This is a genomic window from Pseudomonas marincola (assembly GCF_900682675.2).
Classification (GTDB): Bacteria; Pseudomonadota; Gammaproteobacteria; order Pseudomonadales; family Pseudomonadaceae; genus Aquipseudomonas; species Aquipseudomonas marincola.
Window position 1 is genome coordinate 3,853,469 of the sequence record NZ_LR215729.2, and the last position, 17,109, is coordinate 3,870,577.

Here is a 17,109-nt window from a genome sequence, read left to right on the forward strand (position 1 = left end):
TGCCTGAAAAAGCATCGGACTCAGAAGCGGCAAACGCCCGGCCGTGCTTAAGCAGGGCCGGGCGTTGCATGTTGCGGCAGGTGCCTTACAGGCTACGAGCCACCTGGACTTTCTCGTACACTTCGATCTTGTCGCCGACCTTGACGTCGTTGTAGCTCTTAACGCCAATACCGCATTCCATGCCGTTACGCACTTCAGCCATGTCGTCTTTGAAGCGACGCAGCGACTCGAGTTCGCCTTCGTAGATAACCACGTCGTCACGCAGTACACGGATTGGACGGTTACGGTGCACAACACCTTCAATAACCATGCAACCGGCAATGGCGCCGAACTTAGGCGAACGGAACACGTCACGTACTTCGGCAGTACCCAGAATGTTCTCGCGAACATCGCTGCCGAGCATGCCGGTCAGGGCCTTCTTAACGTCTTCGATGATGTCGTAGATGACGTTGTAATAACGCATATCCAGCGACTCTTGCTCGACGATCTTACGCGCGCCAGCATCGGCACGAACGTTGAAGCCGAACAATACAGCGTTGGAAGCCAGTGCCAGGTTAGCGTCGCTTTCGGTGATTCCACCAACGCCGCCGCCCACTACGCGCACTTGAACTTCGTCGTTACCCAGGCCGCTGAGCGAGCCTTGCAACGCTTCCAACGAGCCACGAACGTCAGATTTGAGGACGATGTTAAGCGTCTTCTTCTCTTCCTGGCCCATGTTCTCGAAGATGTTTTCCAGCTTGCCTGCGTGAGCACGTGCCAGCTTGACTTCACGGAACTTGCCTTGACGGAACAGAGCCACTTCACGGGCTTTCTTCTCGTCAGCAACCACGGTCATGTCGTCGCCCGCTTCCGGCGTGCCATCGAGGCCGAGGATTTCGACCGGAATCGAAGGACCAGCTTCTTTGATGGACTTGCCGTTCTCGTCGATCATGGCGCGGATGCGGCCGTAGTTCGAGCCGACCAGAACCATGTCGCCCTGACGCAGCGTACCGTCTTGAACCAGCACGGTTGCAACCGGACCGCGACCTTTATCAAGACGCGATTCAACCACAACACCGCGGCCTGGAGCCGAAGGAGTCGCTTTCAGTTCGAGCAGTTCAGCTTGCAGCAATACGGCTTCAAGCAACTCGTCTACACCGGTACCAACTTTGGCCGAAACCGGTACGAATTGAGTGTTGCCACCCCACTCTTCCGGGACAACTTCGCGGCCAGCCAGGTCGTTCTTGATGCGATCAAGATCCGCGCCCTGCTTGTCGATCTTGTTGACTGCGACAACCAGTGGAACGCCAGCCGCTTTCGCGTGCTGAACAGCTTCCTCGGTCTGCGGCATTACGCCGTCGTCTGCAGCAACAACCAGAATCACGATGTCAGTCGCCTTGGCACCACGAGCACGCATTTGGGTAAACGCAGCGTGACCCGGAGTATCGAGGAAGGTGACCATGCCGCGCTCGGTTTCTACGTGGTAGGCACCGATATGCTGCGTAATGCCGCCCGCTTCGCCGGAAGCAACTTTTGCACGACGAATGTAGTCGAGCAACGAAGTCTTACCGTGGTCAACGTGGCCCATTACGGTCACAACTGGCGCACGGGAAATCGACTCACCGTCGTACTTCAACGATGCTGCCAACTGCTCTTCAAGTGCGTTATCGCTTACCAGCGTGACCTTGTGGCCCAGCTCTTCGGCGATCAACTGGGCAGTTTCCTGATCCAGCACCTGATTGATAGTCACCGGAGTGCCCATCTTGAACATGAACTTGATAACTTCAGCCGCTTTAACCGACATCTGCTGAGCGAGTTCGCCAACAGTGATGGTTTCGCCGATGGCAACATCACGAACAACCGGCCCTTGCGGGCTTTGGAAGCCGTGCGCGTTGCGCTTCTTCATTTTCGACTTGCCGCGACCACGACGGAAACCGTCGCTCTCTTCGTCAACAGTACGAGGCGCAACACGTGGTGCCGGAGCCTTTTCCTTGACGGTCGGACGATGCGCTACCTTGCGCTCGCCGCGACGATCGGAATCGTCATTGCGAGTTTTATCAGGGCGGCGTGGCTCGTCTTTCTTGCGATCATCTTTACGCGTTTCTACAACCGGTTCAGCAGCAGCCGGCACATCACCAATTACGTCTGCAGCGGTAGTCGCAGGCGCTGGCGCAGCTGGCTCAGCAGTCTTAGCAGCTGGCGTTTCTTGCGGCTGACGCTTGGCTTCTTCTTCAGCCTCGCGCTTGGCTTCTTCTTCAGCCTTCACCCGCGCCGCTTCAGCCACAGCGCGTTGCTCTGCAAGCTCGTGCTGCTTCTCTGCTTCGATCTCTTCAGCGCTACGCTTAACGAAGGTTTTCTTCTTGCGTACTTCAACGCTGATAGTTTTGCTGCCAGCAACTCGCAGGGTGCTGGTGGTTTTGCGCTGCAAGGTAATCTTGCGCGGTTCTTCAACCTTTTTGTCGCCGTGGCTGCTCTTGAGATGAGCAAGCAAAGCTTGCTTCTCATTATCGGTGACAACTTGCTCGGCACTGCTGTGCGGCAAACCCGCCTCACGCATCTGCTGCAGCAGGCGCTCTACCGGTGTGTCGACCACTTGGGCCAGTTCTTTCACCGTGACTTGCGTCATGCACTTCTCTCCTCAGGCCGTAAAACTTACTCGAACCAGTGGGCTCGGGCGGCCATGATCAGCTTGCCGGCACGCTCTTCGTCGATGCCGTCGATGTCGAGCAGGTCGTCAATCGACTGCTCGGCCAGGTCTTCGCGGGTAATCACACCGCGCACTGCCAGTTCCTGTGCCAGACCTTTTTCCATACCCTCAAGTGAGAGCAGGTCTTCGGCCGGATGGGCGTCTGCCAGCTTTTCTTCTGTAGCGATGGCGCGAGTCAGCAGGCGATCTTTTGCCCGCGAACGCAGCTCATTGACGATGTCTTCATCGAAGCCATCAATGCTGAGCATCTCTTCCATCGGTACATAGGCAATTTCTTCCAGGGTAGTGAAGCCTTCTTCGACCAACACCTGCGCCAGTTCTTCGTCAACTTCCAACTCGTCGATGAAGTTCTGCAGAATGTCGCCGGTTTCGGCTTGCTGCTTGGCCTGGATATCTGCCTCGGTCATTACGTTCAACGTCCAGCCAGTCAGCTGACTTGCCAGACGGACGTTTTGACCGCCACGCCCAATTGCTTGAGCGAGGTTGTCTTCGCCAACGGCGATGTCCATGGCATGGGCATCTTCGTCAACGATAATCGCAGCGACTTCAGCGGGTGACATGGCATTGATTACGAACTGGGCAGGATTGTCATCCCACAGCACGATATCAACACGCTCGCCAACCAACTCACCGGATACTGCCTGCACGCGCGAACCGCGCATGCCGATACAGGCACCCTGCGGATCAATACGCTTATCCTTTGAACGTACCGCGATCTTGGCACGCGAACCCGGATCCCGGGAGGCGCCCATGACTTCAATCAGCTCTTCAGCGATCTCCGGCACTTCGATGCGGAACAGTTCAATCAGCATTTCTGGCGCTGTACGCGACAACACCAGCTGCGGACCACGATTCTCGGTGCGAATTTCCTTGAGCAATGCACGTACACGTGCGCCAACCCGGAAAGTCTCACGAGAAATAATATCTTCACGTGCCAGCACTGCTTCAGCATTGTTACCCAGATCAACGATTACGCTGTCACGGGTCACTTTCTTAACAGTACCGGCAATGATTTCACCCAGACGCTCACGGTAGGCTTCAACTACCTGTGCGCGCTCGGCTTCGCGAACTTTTTGGACAATAACTTGCTTCGCAGTCTGGGCTGCAATGCGGCCAAACTCGATCGACTCGATTTTCTCTTCGAGAACTTCGCCGACCTGTGCATTGGCTTTGAGCGCTTGCTCCATGTCAGGCGTCAGCTGATGAGCAGGATCGTCCAGCTCAGCATCTTCAACAATCGTCCAGCGACGGAAGGTTTCATAATTTCCGGTATGGCGATCAATCGCCACGCGCAAATCAACCTCGTCCTCAAAACGCTTTTTGGTCGCTGTGGCTAATGCCAGTTCCAGCGCCTCGAAAATAACACCAGCCGGTACGCCTTTTTCGTTGGATACCGACTCGACAACCATCAGTACTTCTTTGCTCATCGTACGCCTCGCCTTTCGCAATCCATTGGATCCGCGGGATCCGCGTCTCAATCAAACCGGGGGATAATATTGGCCTTGTCGATCGAATCGATCGGCAACAGGAATTCGTGGTCATCCACCTGTACTACCACGTCCTGCTCCTCAATACCGCGGAGGAGACCTTGAAAGTTACGACGCCCTTCGAAGGGAATGCGCAGCTTGATTTTTACCTGTTCGCCAGCAAACGCTGCGAACTGCTCCAAGGTAAAAAGTGGACGATCCATGCCGGGTGATGACACCTCAAGGGTGTACTCCGCCGAAATTGGATCCTCTACATCAAGTACGCCACTGATCTGTCTGCTGACTTTCTCGCAATCTTCTACGAGCACGCCATTTTCTTGATCAATATAGACTCGAAGCAGCGAATGACGCCCTTGTGACAGGAACTCGATACCCCAGCATTGATAACCAAGGGCCTCGACTACCGGGGCCAACAAGTCCTGCAACTGTTCTAGCTTGCTCGACACCTGAACCCCTCGCGCATGCTTTGCAAATAAAAAATGGGCGAAACGCCCACTCCATGAACCAGCTTCAGCTGCTGGATAAATCTGTCTCTCAGCTAGCAAAAAGCCCCTTGAAAAGGGGCTCAGCTACTACTGGTTGCGGGAGCTGGATTTGAACCAACGACCTTCGGGTTATGAGCCCGACGAGCTACCAGACTGCTCCATCCCGCGTCAAAGCTGGGGCCGAAGTATACGACCGAACCACCTTGCAGGTCAATCTACACTCCAGCAACAAGAAAGCCCGCATGTAGCGGGCTTTCTTGAAAATTGGTACCGAGGAGGGGACTCGAACCCCTACAGCCTATGGCCACTACCACCTCAAGGTAGCGTGTCTACCAATTCCACCACCTCGGCATTTTTTACGCTTTACTGCTGCTCTGGAGCTTGAGGTACATCGCCTGCAGCATCAACTGCTGGCTTTTGCTCTTCGAGCACCGGTACGTCTTCGACAACCGGTTTTTGTTGCTGCTCAAGTACCGCTGGGTCTGGCAAGCCAGCCTGGCTGATAACCTGAGCTTTCTCATTAGCAAAGTAGCCTAAGCCCAAGCTAGTGACGAAAAAAGCGGTGGCGAGTATAGCAGTAACGCGACTCAAAAAGGTAGAGGAACCTTGACTACCGAATACGGTAGCAGATGCACCCGAACCAAAAGACGCGCCAGCATCGGCACCCTTACCCTGCTGCAATAGAACCAGCACTACAACACCGATTGCACCCAGCAGATGAAGAACTACTACGACTGTTTCCAGCATTATTCAGTTTCCTGCGGCGCGACAGATCGCACCGAACTCATCTGCATTCAGAGAGGCTCCACCAACAAGCCCCCCATCGATATCCTGCATGCTGAACAACTCAGCAGCACTGGCGGCCTTGACACTGCCGCCGTACAAAATTCTCACACCGCGCGCTACATCGGCATTTTCAGCCGCGAGCTGCGCACGTACTGCCGCATGCACCGTTTGTGCTTCTGCCGGCGAGGCGGTCAATCCAGTCCCAATTGCCCAAACAGGCTCATAGGCGATAATTGCCCGCGCAAAAACTCCTACACCCAGAGACTCGATCACGCCGTCCAACTGACGACCAACCACCTCGAGGGTTTTACCTGCCTCACGCTGCGCCTGGGTTTCCCCTACACACAACACGGGAGTCAAGCCACATGACTGAGCCGCCGCAAACTTACGCGCAACCGCTCCGTCATTCTCACCTAGCAGCATACGACGCTCGGAGTGCCCAACCAGAACCAGCGAGCAACCTGCATCCTGCAACTGACTGGCAGCAATCTCGCCAGTCAGCGCACCTTGGAATGGCTCGATTGCGCAGTTCTGCGCACCGACTGCCATCGACTTGCCAGCAAGTCCTTCAATGACTTGGCTGATATACAAGCAAGGTGGAAATACTGCTACATCCACTCCAGGCGCCAGCGCTAGCTGGCGAAGACCCTTGATCAGCTCTGCGACACTGGCGCGGGTACCGTGCATTTTCCAGTTACCAGCTACCATTGGGCGACGCATGCTTTACCTCGTCGGTCAGAGTGGGCGCAGATATTACCCAAGAGCAGGACCGCTGGCAAGCCGAATTACGCACATACTTGCGTAACAATTTTAGCTAATTCATCAGCATAGGCGCGAACAGCAGATTCTTCCTCACCTTCAACCATTACCCGAACCAGTGGTTCAGTGCCTGATTTGCGCAATAAAACCCGGCCACGACCCGCCATCAGCTTGGTCACACGCTCACTCGCGGCGATGACATCTGCGTGCTCCAGCGGATCGCTGCCGCCGGCAAATCGCACATTGACCAGCACCTGAGGACACTTGCGCATGGTGCTGCGCGCCTGTGCCAGCGTCTCACCGCGACGGCTCAAGGCCATCAACACTTGCAGCGCCGCAATAATCGCATCGCCGGTAGTCGTATGCTGCAAGCACACCAAGTGACCCGAGTTCTCGCCGCCGAGCTGCCATTGGTTACTGGCCAGATCAGCCAACACATAACGGTCACCGACCTTGGCCCGCTTGAATGGAATATTCAATTCGGCCAACGCCAGTTCCAAGCCGAGGTTGCTCATCAGCGTGCCGACAACGCCACCTTCCAGCTTGCCGCGCGCCTGCAAATCACGCGCAATGATGTACAGCAACTCATCACCATCAACCACAGCGCCCGTATGATCGACCATCAGCACCCGATCGGCGTCACCATCAAAGGCAATACCCAAATCCGCTTTGCGCTCAACCACAGCCGCCTGCAGCGAATCCATATGCGTCGAGCCACAACCGTCATTGATATTCAGACCGTTAGGCTCTGCCGCCAACACCGAGACTTCAGCTCCGAGTTCACGGAACACACTCGGCGCGACTTTGTAGGCCGCACCATGCGCGCAATCGAGCACAATTTTAAGGCCATCAAAGTCGGTGCTCGACGGCACACTGCTTTTGCAGAACTCGATATAGCGACCCGCCGCATCATTGATGCGCGAAACCTTGCCCAGCTCGGCCGAATCAACAACCGTCATCGGCGCATCCAGCAACTCTTCAATCAATTGCTCGATTTCATCCGGCAGCTTGCTGCCCTGCCCCGAGAAAAACTTGATACCGTTATCGCCATGCGGGTTATGCGAAGCACTGATAACAATGCCTGCCTCGGCGTGAAAGGTACGCGTCAGATAAGCAATGGCCGGGGTCGGCATCGGCCCGAGCAAAAGCACATCTGCCCCTGCAGCCGACAAGCCAGCTTCCAGCGCAGACTCGAACATATAGCCCGAGATGCGCGTGTCCTTACCAATCAATACCTGGCATTTGCCTTGTTTGCGAAACGCCATGCCCGCTGCCCAGCCGAGCTTGAGCATAAAATCAGGGGTAATCGGAAACTGGCCAACATGACCACGAATACCATCAGTACCAAAATATTTTCTGCTCATCGCATCGTATCCTTATGCCTGATCAGCGGCTTCTACCGCAGTGATCATTCGAACCACATCAACTGTTTCAGCCACATCATGCACCCGCAGGATGTGCGCACCCTTGGTCAGCGCTAACGCAGCCAGACCCAAACTGCCGTAAAGCCGCTCATCCACTTCGTGGCCAAGCACCTTACCAATCATACTTTTACGCGAAACACCCACCAGCAAAGGCCTGCCCAACTCGAGCAGTGCAGGCATGCGCTTGAACAAGCTCAAATTGTGCTCAAGGGTTTTGGCGAAACCAAAGCCCGGATCAAGAATCAGCTTGTCAGCACCGATCCCGACTTCCTCACAGCGAGCCATGCGCTCAAGCAAAAAGTCATGCACCTCAGCCAGGATGTCCGGATACTGCGGATTTTGCTGCATGGTCGTGGGCTCGCCACGCATGTGCATAAGGCAAACCGCTAACCCCGACTTTGCCGCCGCCTGCAGTGCGCCTTCACGGGTTAGCGAACGCACATCATTGATCAGCCCTGCTCCCTTGGCGGCGCCTTCCAGCATGACTTCAGGGGTTGAGGTGTCCAGCGAAATGATCACATCAAGCTCGGCAGCGATAGCCTCGACCACCGGAATAACCCGATCAAGCTCTTCCTGAACAGGTACGACAAGCGCCCCCGGCCGCGTTGATTCGCCGCCAATATCGATCAGACCTGCGCCTGCCGCGACCATTTGCCCGGCATGACGCAACGCTGCATCGCGCGCCGTGAAACGACCGCCATCAGAGAAGGAGTCCGGGGTTACGTTGAGAATGCCCATCACTTGCGGACGGCTTAAATCAAGAAACCGGCTGCCACAGGGCAGCCGGTTGAAGGGATGTTGCTCGATCATCTCAGACCTTAAACTTCAGCAGCCGGGCCACCAATAGGCTTTTCAGGCGCATCAGGTTTGTCTTCAGGGGTTATAGGTGCAGCATTGCCGCCACCGCCACCTGTCCAATCGCGGGGTTCGCGCACGGCGTTACCGCTCATGATGTCCTTGATCTGATCCGCGTCGATTGTTTCGTACTTCATCAACGCCTCAGCCATTGCCTCGAGCTTGTCGCGATTCTCGACCAGCAGACGCTTGGCGGTGTCGTAACACTCATCAATGATGCTACGGATTTCCAGGTCGATCATCTTGGCGGTATCGCCCGAAACGTTGCTGCTCTGGCTGCCCATGCTGCGACCGAGGAACACTTCGCCGTCTTCTTCCGCATACATCAGCGGGCCGAGTTTTTCAGACAAGCCCCACTTGGTCACCATGTTTCGCGCCAATTGAGTCGCACGCATGATGTCGTTGGAAGCGCCAGTGGTTACACCATCGAAGCCAAGCGTCATCTCTTCGGCAATACGGCCACCGAACAATGAGCAAATCTGGCTGATCAGCGCACGCTTGCTCAGCGAGTAGCGATCTTCTTCCGGCAGGAACATGGTCACACCCAGCGCACGACCGCGCGGGATGATCGACACTTTGTAAACCGGGTCATGTTCAGGAACCAGATTACCGACAATCGCATGGCCCGCTTCGTGATAAGCCGTGTTGAGCTTTTCTTTCTCGGACATGACCATAGTTTTGCGCTCAGCGCCCATCATGATCTTGTCTTTGGCCAGCTCAAACTCTTTCATTTCAACTGTGCGCTTACCCGAACGAGCGGCAAACAGCGACGCTTCGTTGACCAGGTTAGCCAAATCAGCACCGGAGAAGCCAGGCGTACCGCGAGCAATAACCGCTGCATCAACGTTGTCGCCCATTGGCACTTTGCGCATGTGCACTTTCAGAATCTGCTCGCGACCGCGGATATCCGGCAAGCCAACCACAACCTGACGGTCGAAACGGCCCGGACGCAGCAATGCAGGGTCGAGTACGTCTGGACGGTTAGTCGCCGCAATAACGATGATGCCGTCATTCGCCTCAAAACCATCCATTTCGACCAGCAACTGGTTCAGGGTCTGCTCACGCTCATCGTGACCACCGCCCATGCCCGCACCACGATGACGACCGACTGCGTCGATCTCGTCGATGAAGATGATGCAAGGCGCATGCTTTTTAGCCTGCTCGAACATGTCACGAACACGCGAAGCACCGACACCGACGAACATTTCGACGAAGTCCGAACCGGAAATAGTAAAGAAAGGTACTTTGGCTTCGCCCGCTACCGCCTTGGCCAGCAAGGTTTTACCGGTACCCGGCGAGCCGACCATCAGCACGCCGCGGGGAATACGGCCACCCAGGCGCTGGAACTTGCCCGGATCACGCAGGAACTCTACCAGCTCGCTTACTTCCTCTTTGGCCTCGTCGCAACCGGCGACGTCAGCAAAAGTGGTTTTAACCTGGTCTTCGGACAACAGCCGAGCCTTGCTTTTACCAAAGCTCATCGGCCCGCCCTTACCGCCGGCACCGCCCTGCATCTGCCGCATGAAGAACATGAACACGGCAATAATCACCAGGATCGGGAAGCTGGCGACCAACAGTTGGGTCCAGATGCTTTGTTGCTCCGGCTGCTTACCAACAATATCGACCTTGTTGTCGATCAGGTCTTTGATCAGACCGTTGTCAGCAATCGCAGGACGCACAGTCTCAAAAGACGAGCCGTCAGTACGCACACCGCTGATGATGTAGCCATCAACCGTGACCCGCTTAACTTCACCCTCTTGAACCTGCTGAATGAACTCCGAGTAGTTGAGCTTGTTTGACTCGCTCGGACTGGAGAAATTGTTCATCACTGTCACAAGAACAGCAGCGATGATCAGCCACAGGATCAGATTCTTTGCCATGTCGTTCAATTACCTACCCTCTGAAGCAGCCCCTGTCGACGCATGCTTCGCATGACGACCAGTTTTCTAACCGATCTAACTTACTACACAACGCCCAATACTGGCAGACGCGGTCTGTAACCCTTTATTTACTATCAGCAAACTTTATTCAAGCACACAATGAATATTGACCCGCAATTTAGACCAAGGTTGCACTACTGCTCGCGGCTTCCACGGAAGCCCCGCGCCAGCAAATACTGCTCTCGCGAGCGATCACGAGACGACAATGGCTTGCGCATCTGTACCTTCTCGAACATTTCCCGGGCTTGCTTGTGATAAACATCGAAGCCTTCGCCCTGGAAAATCTTGATCAGGAAATCACCGCCGGGCTTAAGCACCCGACTGGCCAGATCCAGCGCCAGCTCGCACAGATACATCGCACGCGCCTGATCCGCTGTCCTTACACCACTCATATTGGGGGCCATATCGGAAATCACAAGGTCTACCGGATTATTACCGATGGCCTCGAGGATCTGCGCGAACACTTCATCTTCAGTGAAGTCGCCCTGAATGAAGTTCACATCGGGAATGCTGTCCATCTCCAGAATGTCCGAGGCGATCAGCGTACCTTTGTCGCCAATCACCCGGCTGGTCACCTGCGACCAACCGCCCGGCGCGGCGCCGAGGTCAACCACGGTCATGCCGGGACGTAAAATCCGGTCTTTTTCCTGCACTTCGAGCAGCTTGTAGCTGGCACGCGAACGGTAACCGTCCTTCTGCGCCATCTTTACGTAAGGATCGTCGAAGTGTTCTTTAAGCCAACGCAGGCTTGTTTTGGAACGGGCCACGTGGCACCTCTATCAATATTAAAAAATGTGAACAGTGAATATCTGGGCGAGTTACGGAGCGCTCGGGTAAACTGGGCGCCATATTTTTTACCAGATCAGACGTAGGGGTCAGATTATGCCGCTCACTCAAGAGCAGAAGAAACAATACAAATCTATTGGCCACCACCTGAAACCGGTATTGATTGTGGCAGACAATGGATTGACCGAGGGCGTTCTGGCCGAACTTGAACGCGCTTTGAGCGATCACGAGCTTATCAAAGTTCAGCTGCGCATCACCGAACGCGAAGATCGCATCGCCGCGATCGAAGAATTGTGCAAAGCCGGCAATGCCGAACTGGTGCAAATCATCGGCAAAATGGCGCTGATCTACCGCAAAAACCCTAAAGCTAATAAAAACCTTTCCAACATCAGCCGTCATAACGGTTGAGTGTTGATATTTGTGGGCGTGCATTGCCGCCCACAAATAATCTCAAATCGGCTTACGTTTGGCCGACACCGGCACGGGCTGCAAAACCAGCAGCAAACCGCACAGCGCCATCACCAGATAGCTGAATAACTGCCAGCGACGCGGGTCTGACCATAATTGATCAGCCAGCAAATAACTCGCTGCCAAGCCCAACACCGCGAGCAGCAACTGCCCGCGCATGTCCTGCCACATACTCCGCAACCCTTCTGCGCTTACCAGCACCAGCAGCTGCAAGAACGCACAGCAAGCAGCCAGGCCGACCAGCAATGGCGCCAGCACAGCCGACATATCGCTGACCAGCATGGATGCCAGGCCGGAATGACTCATGGCCGGCAGCAACACAAACTGCAGCAACCAGAGGCCGCCAACCCAGAACGTCTGGGCCAGCAGCCAGCTGATTGAGCCCGCCGTCAGCGACTTGGGCTTAGATGTGACGAACTTCGACAATCTCGTACTCAACCAGGCCGCTTGGCGTTTTAACGGCGACCACATCACCTTCTTCCTTGCCGATCAGGGCGCGGGCGATAGGCGAATTGACCGAGATTTTACGCTGTTTGATATCGGCTTCGTCGTCACCCACGATCTGGTAAGTCACTGACTCATCCGTTTCGCAGTTGGCGATTTCCACCGTAGTGCCAAAGATAACCTTGCCGGTGTGCGGGATCGCTGTAACGTCGATGATCTGAGCGTTCTGCAAACGCCCTTCGATGTCACGGATGCGCGCCTCGACCATACCCTGCTGCTCACGCGCTGCATGGTATTCAGCGTTTTCCTTGAGGTCACCCAGCTCGCGGGCGGTGCCGATGTCCTGGCTCAGCTTCGGACGCACCACCTTGGTCAGGTGCAGATGCTCTTCTTCCAGGGCGCGAGCGCCCTGGACGGTCATTGGGTATTTGGTCATGCCTTGATTCCTGCATGGAGATCCTGCAAGCGGCGCACGGTCTTCTCTGGACCAAACTTCAGCGCCTCGCAGATAGCTGCGCCCGCCGCGAGGGTGGTTGTGCAGCAGATCCGGTGTTGCAGAGCGTTACGACGGATCGAATAGGAGTCAGCAATCGACTGACGCCCTTCGGTGGTATTGATGATCAGCGTGACTTCGTCATTCTTGATCATATCGACAACGTGCGGACGACCCTCGGTCACCTTGTTGACGCGACGAACTTTCAAGCCAGCCGCTTCGATCACTTTAGCCGTGCCAGCCGTTGCCACAACTTCGAAGCCCAGCTCGATCAGGTCACGTGCCACGTCAGCCGCTTGCGGCTTGTCGTCATCACGCACGCTGATGAAAGCGCAACCGGAGTTCGGCAGGATTTCGCTGGCGCCCAGCTGAGCTTTGCCGAAGGCTTCGCCGAAGCTGTCGCCCACGCCCATCACTTCACCGGTGGACTTCATCTCTGGGCCGAGAATTGGGTCAACGCCCGGGAATTTGGCAAACGGGAACACCGCTTCTTTGACGCTGTAGAACGGCGGGATGATTTCTGTGGTGAAACCAATCTCTGCCAGGGTCTTGCCGGCCATTACCCGGGCCGCGACTTTGGCCAGCGACTCGCCGATGCACTTGGACACGAACGGAACGGTACGCGATGCACGCGGGTTCACTTCGATGACGAAGATGTCCTCACCCTGCACAGCCATCTGCACGTTCATCAAGCCGATAACGCCGAGTTCAAGGGCCATTTTCTTGACCTGATCACGGATTTCGTCCTGGATGTGCGCTGGCAGCGAATACGGCGGCAGCGAGCACGCCGAGTCACCGGAGTGAACACCGGCTTGTTCGATGTGCTGCATGATTGCGCCGATCACCACTTGCTCACCGTCGCAGACCGCGTCGATATCGACTTCGATTGCACAGTTAAGGAAGTGATCGAGCAACACAGGGCTATCGTTCGAGACCTGAACCGCTTCACGCATGTAGCGGCGTAGCTCGTCTTCCTGATAAACGATTTCCATCGCACGGCCGCCCAGTACGTAGGACGGACGCACCACCAGCGGATAACCGATGGCCTTGGACGCTGCAAACGCTTCGTCTTCGCTACGCGCAGTGGCGTTAGGCGGCTGACGCAGGTTCAGGCGCTCAACCATCTGCTGGAAGCGCTCACGGTCTTCAGCGCGGTCGATTGCATCCGGGCTGGTACCGATAATCGGCACGCCAGCTTCTTCCAGCGCACGGCACAGCTTCAACGGCGTCTGGCCGCCGTACTGGACGATAACGCCTTTCGGCTGCTCGACACGGACGATTTCCAGCACGTCTTCCAGTGTTACCGGCTCGAAGTACAGGCGATCAGAGGTGTCGTAGTCGGTCGATACGGTTTCCGGGTTGCAGTTGACCATGATGGTCTCGTAACCGTCTTCACGCATCGCCAGGGCCGCGTGTACGCAGCAGTAGTCGAACTCGATGCCCTGACCAATACGGTTAGGGCCACCGCCGAGAATCATGATCTTGTCGCGAGTCGACGGATTCGCTTCGCACTCTTCCTCGTAGGTCGAGTACATGTAAGCGGTGTCGGTGGCGAACTCAGCCGCGCAGGTATCAACACGCTTGTAGACCGGCAGCACCTTCAACTTGTGACGGTGGCTGCGCAGGTTCTTCTCGGTCACGCCCAAAAGCTTGGCCAGACGCGAGTCGGAGAAGCCTTTGCGCTTGAGCTTGAACATTACATCGCGGTCGATGTTGGTCAGGCCCTGAGTCTTGATCAGCTCTTCGTCCTTGATCAGATCTTCGATCTGCACCAGGAACCACTCATCAACGTTGGTCAGTGCGAATACTTCTTCAACAGTCTTGCCCGCGCGGAATGCATCGGCGATGTACCAGATGCGGTCTGCGCCTGGCACGGTCAGCTCGCGCTTGAGGGTGCCTTCAAGCTCCGGATCTTTCAGGTCGAGTTTCGGATCGAAGCCCGAAACGCCCACTTCCAGACCGCGCAGGGCTTTCTGCAGGGATTCCTGGAAGGTGCGACCGATGGCCATGACTTCACCAACAGACTTCATCTGGGTGGTCAGGCGGGCGTCGGCTTTCGGGAATTTCTCGAAAGCAAAACGCGGGATCTTGGTCACAACGTAGTCGATGGCCGGCTCGAAGGACGCTGGTGTACGGCCGCCGGTGATGTCGTTGGACAGCTCATCCAGGGTGTAACCCACAGCCAGCTTGGCCGCGATCTTGGCAATTGGGAAGCCGGTGGCTTTCGAGGCCAGTGCCGAGGAACGCGATACGCGCGGGTTCATCTCGATCACGACCATACGGCCGGTGTTCGGGCAGATACCGAACTGCACGTTGGAGCCGCCGGTTTCCACGCCGATTTCGCGCAGAACAGCCAGCGATGCGTTACGCAGAATCTGGAACTCTTTATCGGTCAGGGTCTGTGCCGGCGCAACGGTGATCGAGTCACCGGTGTGCACGCCCATCGGGTCGAAGTTTTCGATGGTGCAGACGATGATGCAGTTGTCCTTCTTATCGCGGACAACCTCCATCTCGTACTCTTTCCAGCCGATCAGCGATTCGTCGATCAGCAGTTCGCGAGTTGGCGACAGGTCCAGACCACGCGAGCAGATCTCTTCGAATTCTTCACGGTTGTAGGCGATACCGCCACCGGTGCCGCCCATGGTGAAGGACGGACGAATGATGCACGGGAAACCGACTTTTTCGAGAACCGCGTAAGACTCTTCCATGCTGTGCGCGATGCCGGATACCGGGCACGCCAAGCCGATGTCTTTCATCGCCTTGTCGAAGCGCGAGCGGTCTTCAGCCTTGTCGATGGTGTCGGCGTTGGCACCGATCATCTCAACGCCGAACTTCTCAAGCACACCGTGCTTCTCAAGATCGAGTGCGCAGTTCAGTGCAGTCTGGCCGCCCATGGTTGGCAGCAACGCGTCTGGACGCTCTTTCTCAATGATCTTGGCAACGGTCGCCCACTTGATCGGCTCGATGTACGTGGCGTCAGCCATGCTCGGGTCGGTCATGATGGTGGCGGGGTTGGAGTTAACCAGGATGACCCGGAAACCTTCTTCTTTAAGCGCTTTACACGCCTGAGCACCGGAGTAATCGAACTCGCACGCCTGGCCGATAACGATCGGGCCGGCGCCGAGGATCAGGATGCTTTTAATATCTGTACGTTTTGGCATTTTTACTCACTCGAATCCGTTGGTCACAGTCAGCAGGCTTAGCGGCGTTTGGCCATGGCTTCGATGAAGCGGTCAAACAGCGGCGCGACGTCGTGCGGGCCCGGGCTCGCTTCAGGGTGACCCTGGAAGCTGAACGCGACTTTATCGGTACGCTCGATGCCTTGCAGAGTGCCATCAAACAGTGACTTGTGAATGGCGCGGACATTGTCCGGCAGGCTGCTCTCTTCCACCGCAAAACCGTGGTTCTGGCTGGTGATCATCACCACGCCCGAATCGAGGTCTTGAACCGGGTGGTTGGCGCCGTGGTGGCCGTGACCCATTTTCAGGGTTTTGGCACCAGAGGCCAGCGCCAGCAGCTGGTGACCCAGACAGATACCGAACACCGGTACGTCGGTTTCCAGCACGTCTTTGATGGCAGTGATTGCGTAGTCGCATGGCTCAGGATCGCCTGGACCGTTGGACAGGAACACGCCATCTGGATTCAGCGCCAGCACGTCGCTCGCAGGCGTTTGCGCTGGCACGACAGTCAGGCGGCAGCCGCGGGCAACCAGCATGCGCAGGATGTTCCACTTAACGCCGTAATCATAAGCGACTACGTGGTACGGCAACTCACTGGCTGGCACTTCAGCGTGGCTATCGGTTTTCAGGTCCCAGACCGTCGAGCGCCATTCGTACTGCTCGGTGCAGCTGACGACTTTGGCCAGATCCATGCCTTTCAGGCCAGGGAAGCTGCGCGCAAGCTCAAGGGCTTTTTCTTCGGTGGCATCTTCACCGGCGAGGATGCAGCCATTCTGCGAGCCTTTCTCACGCAGAATGCGGGTCAGGCGACGGGTATCGATACCCGCGATGGCAACAGTGCCATTCTCGACCAGATACTCTGGCAGTGATTGCTTGCTACGCCAGTTGCTGGCGATCAGCGGCAGGTCACGAATGATCAAACCAGCCGCCCAAACACGATCAGACTCGGCATCTTCCGGCGTGGTGCCGGTATTGCCGATGTGCGGATAGGTCAGGGTTACGATTTGCTGGGCATAGGAAGGATCGGTAAGGATTTCCTGATAGCCGGTCATGGCAGTGTTGAAAACCACCTCACCAATGGTATGGCCGTCGGCACCGATTGCCTCGCCGCGAAAAATACTGCCATCAGCTAACGCCAAAATGGCAGGTTTATAGGCTGGCTTACTCAAGAAAACCTCCGAAGATCTAAGCTTGAAGCAAACGCAGATTGTAAAAAAGCGGGATGACGTGTGAACCGTCATCCCGCTTTTTATATGAATTCATTCTGCGTAACTTTTAGTGGACACACTAAAGCGAAAAGCTTACAGGAAAAGCGCT

The 17,109-nt window shown here is 56.0% G+C and carries 14 protein-coding genes and 2 tRNA genes; 1 reads left to right on the forward strand and 15 read right to left on the reverse strand.

Annotated features, from left to right (window positions below; genetic code table 11):
* Window positions 1–85: 85 nt before the first annotated feature.
* The 11 genes from infB to rlmE form a co-directional block, all read right to left on the reverse strand.
* Window positions 86–2,605, reverse strand: a complete 2,520-nt coding sequence (infB, locus tag PMYSY11_RS17800) for a translation initiation factor IF-2 (RefSeq protein WP_150547612.1) — start codon at window positions 2,603–2,605, stop codon at window positions 86–88.
* A 26-nt stretch (window positions 2,606–2,631) separates the two neighbouring features.
* On the reverse strand, window positions 2,632–4,113 hold the full coding sequence (gene nusA / locus PMYSY11_RS17805; protein ID WP_069897976.1) for a transcription termination factor NusA: 1,482 nt from the start codon (window positions 4,111–4,113) through the stop codon (window positions 2,632–2,634).
* Between the two features lie 47 nt (window positions 4,114–4,160).
* A complete protein-coding gene (gene rimP / locus PMYSY11_RS17810; protein WP_069897977.1) occupies window positions 4,161–4,619 on the reverse strand; it encodes a ribosome maturation factor RimP in 459 nt (152 codons plus the stop codon).
* Between the two features lie 130 nt (window positions 4,620–4,749).
* Window positions 4,750–4,826 (reverse strand) — tRNA-Met (locus PMYSY11_RS17815).
* Window positions 4,827–4,923: 97 nt separating this feature from the next.
* Window positions 4,924–5,009, reverse strand: a tRNA-Leu gene (locus tag PMYSY11_RS17820).
* A 12-nt stretch (window positions 5,010–5,021) separates the two neighbouring features.
* Window positions 5,022–5,405 carry a preprotein translocase subunit SecG gene (gene secG, locus PMYSY11_RS17825; RefSeq protein WP_069897978.1) on the reverse strand — a complete coding sequence of 128 codons (384 nt, stop codon included), beginning with the start codon at window positions 5,403–5,405 and terminating at the stop codon, window positions 5,022–5,024.
* Window positions 5,406–5,408: 3 nt separating this feature from the next.
* Complete coding sequence (gene tpiA, locus PMYSY11_RS17830; protein WP_150547613.1) at window positions 5,409–6,164, reverse strand: triose-phosphate isomerase; 756 nt, start codon at window positions 6,162–6,164, stop codon at window positions 5,409–5,411.
* Between the two features lie 65 nt (window positions 6,165–6,229).
* Window positions 6,230–7,567 carry a phosphoglucosamine mutase gene (gene glmM, locus PMYSY11_RS17835; RefSeq protein ID WP_150547614.1) on the reverse strand — a complete coding sequence of 446 codons (1,338 nt, stop codon included), beginning with the start codon at window positions 7,565–7,567 and terminating at the stop codon, window positions 6,230–6,232.
* 12 nt (window positions 7,568–7,579) lie between these two features.
* Complete coding sequence (gene folP / locus PMYSY11_RS17840) at window positions 7,580–8,437, reverse strand: dihydropteroate synthase (protein ID WP_172927224.1); 858 nt, start codon at window positions 8,435–8,437, stop codon at window positions 7,580–7,582.
* A gap of 8 nt (window positions 8,438–8,445) precedes the next feature.
* On the reverse strand, window positions 8,446–10,362 hold the full coding sequence (gene ftsH, locus PMYSY11_RS17845) for an ATP-dependent zinc metalloprotease FtsH (RefSeq protein WP_069897982.1): 1,917 nt from the start codon (window positions 10,360–10,362) through the stop codon (window positions 8,446–8,448).
* Window positions 10,363–10,556: 194 nt separating this feature from the next.
* On the reverse strand, window positions 10,557–11,189 hold the full coding sequence (gene rlmE / locus PMYSY11_RS17850) for a 23S rRNA (uridine(2552)-2'-O)-methyltransferase RlmE (protein WP_150547615.1): 633 nt from the start codon (window positions 11,187–11,189) through the stop codon (window positions 10,557–10,559).
* A 115-nt stretch (window positions 11,190–11,304) separates the two neighbouring features.
* Between rlmE and yhbY the strand changes: the two genes are divergently transcribed.
* Window positions 11,305–11,616: a ribosome assembly RNA-binding protein YhbY gene (gene yhbY, locus PMYSY11_RS17855; RefSeq protein ID WP_090509752.1), complete on the forward strand. Its 312-nt coding sequence runs from the start codon at window positions 11,305–11,307 to the stop codon at window positions 11,614–11,616.
* A gap of 42 nt (window positions 11,617–11,658) precedes the next feature.
* Here yhbY and PMYSY11_RS17860 read toward each other — a convergent pair whose 3' ends face one another.
* Genes PMYSY11_RS17860 through carA form a run of 4 tightly spaced genes read right to left on the reverse strand, consistent with a single transcriptional unit; the run spans window position 11,659 to window position 16,961 of the window.
* Window positions 11,659–12,069: a DUF4149 domain-containing protein gene (locus tag PMYSY11_RS17860; RefSeq protein WP_079235523.1), complete on the reverse strand. Its 411-nt coding sequence runs from the start codon at window positions 12,067–12,069 to the stop codon at window positions 11,659–11,661.
* A 10-nt stretch (window positions 12,070–12,079) separates the two neighbouring features.
* Complete coding sequence (gene greA, locus PMYSY11_RS17865; RefSeq protein ID WP_069897986.1) at window positions 12,080–12,556, reverse strand: transcription elongation factor GreA; 477 nt, start codon at window positions 12,554–12,556, stop codon at window positions 12,080–12,082.
* Window positions 12,553–15,774: a carbamoyl-phosphate synthase large subunit gene (gene carB / locus PMYSY11_RS17870; RefSeq protein WP_069897987.1), complete on the reverse strand. Its 3,222-nt coding sequence runs from the start codon at window positions 15,772–15,774 to the stop codon at window positions 12,553–12,555. Before carB ends, greA begins: the two co-directional genes overlap by 4 nt.
* A gap of 38 nt (window positions 15,775–15,812) precedes the next feature.
* Window positions 15,813–16,961 (reverse strand): glutamine-hydrolyzing carbamoyl-phosphate synthase small subunit, encoded by a 1,149-nt coding sequence (gene carA / locus PMYSY11_RS17875; protein ID WP_069897988.1) that lies wholly within the window; start codon window positions 16,959–16,961, stop codon window positions 15,813–15,815.
* Window positions 16,962–17,109 lie beyond the last annotated feature (148 nt).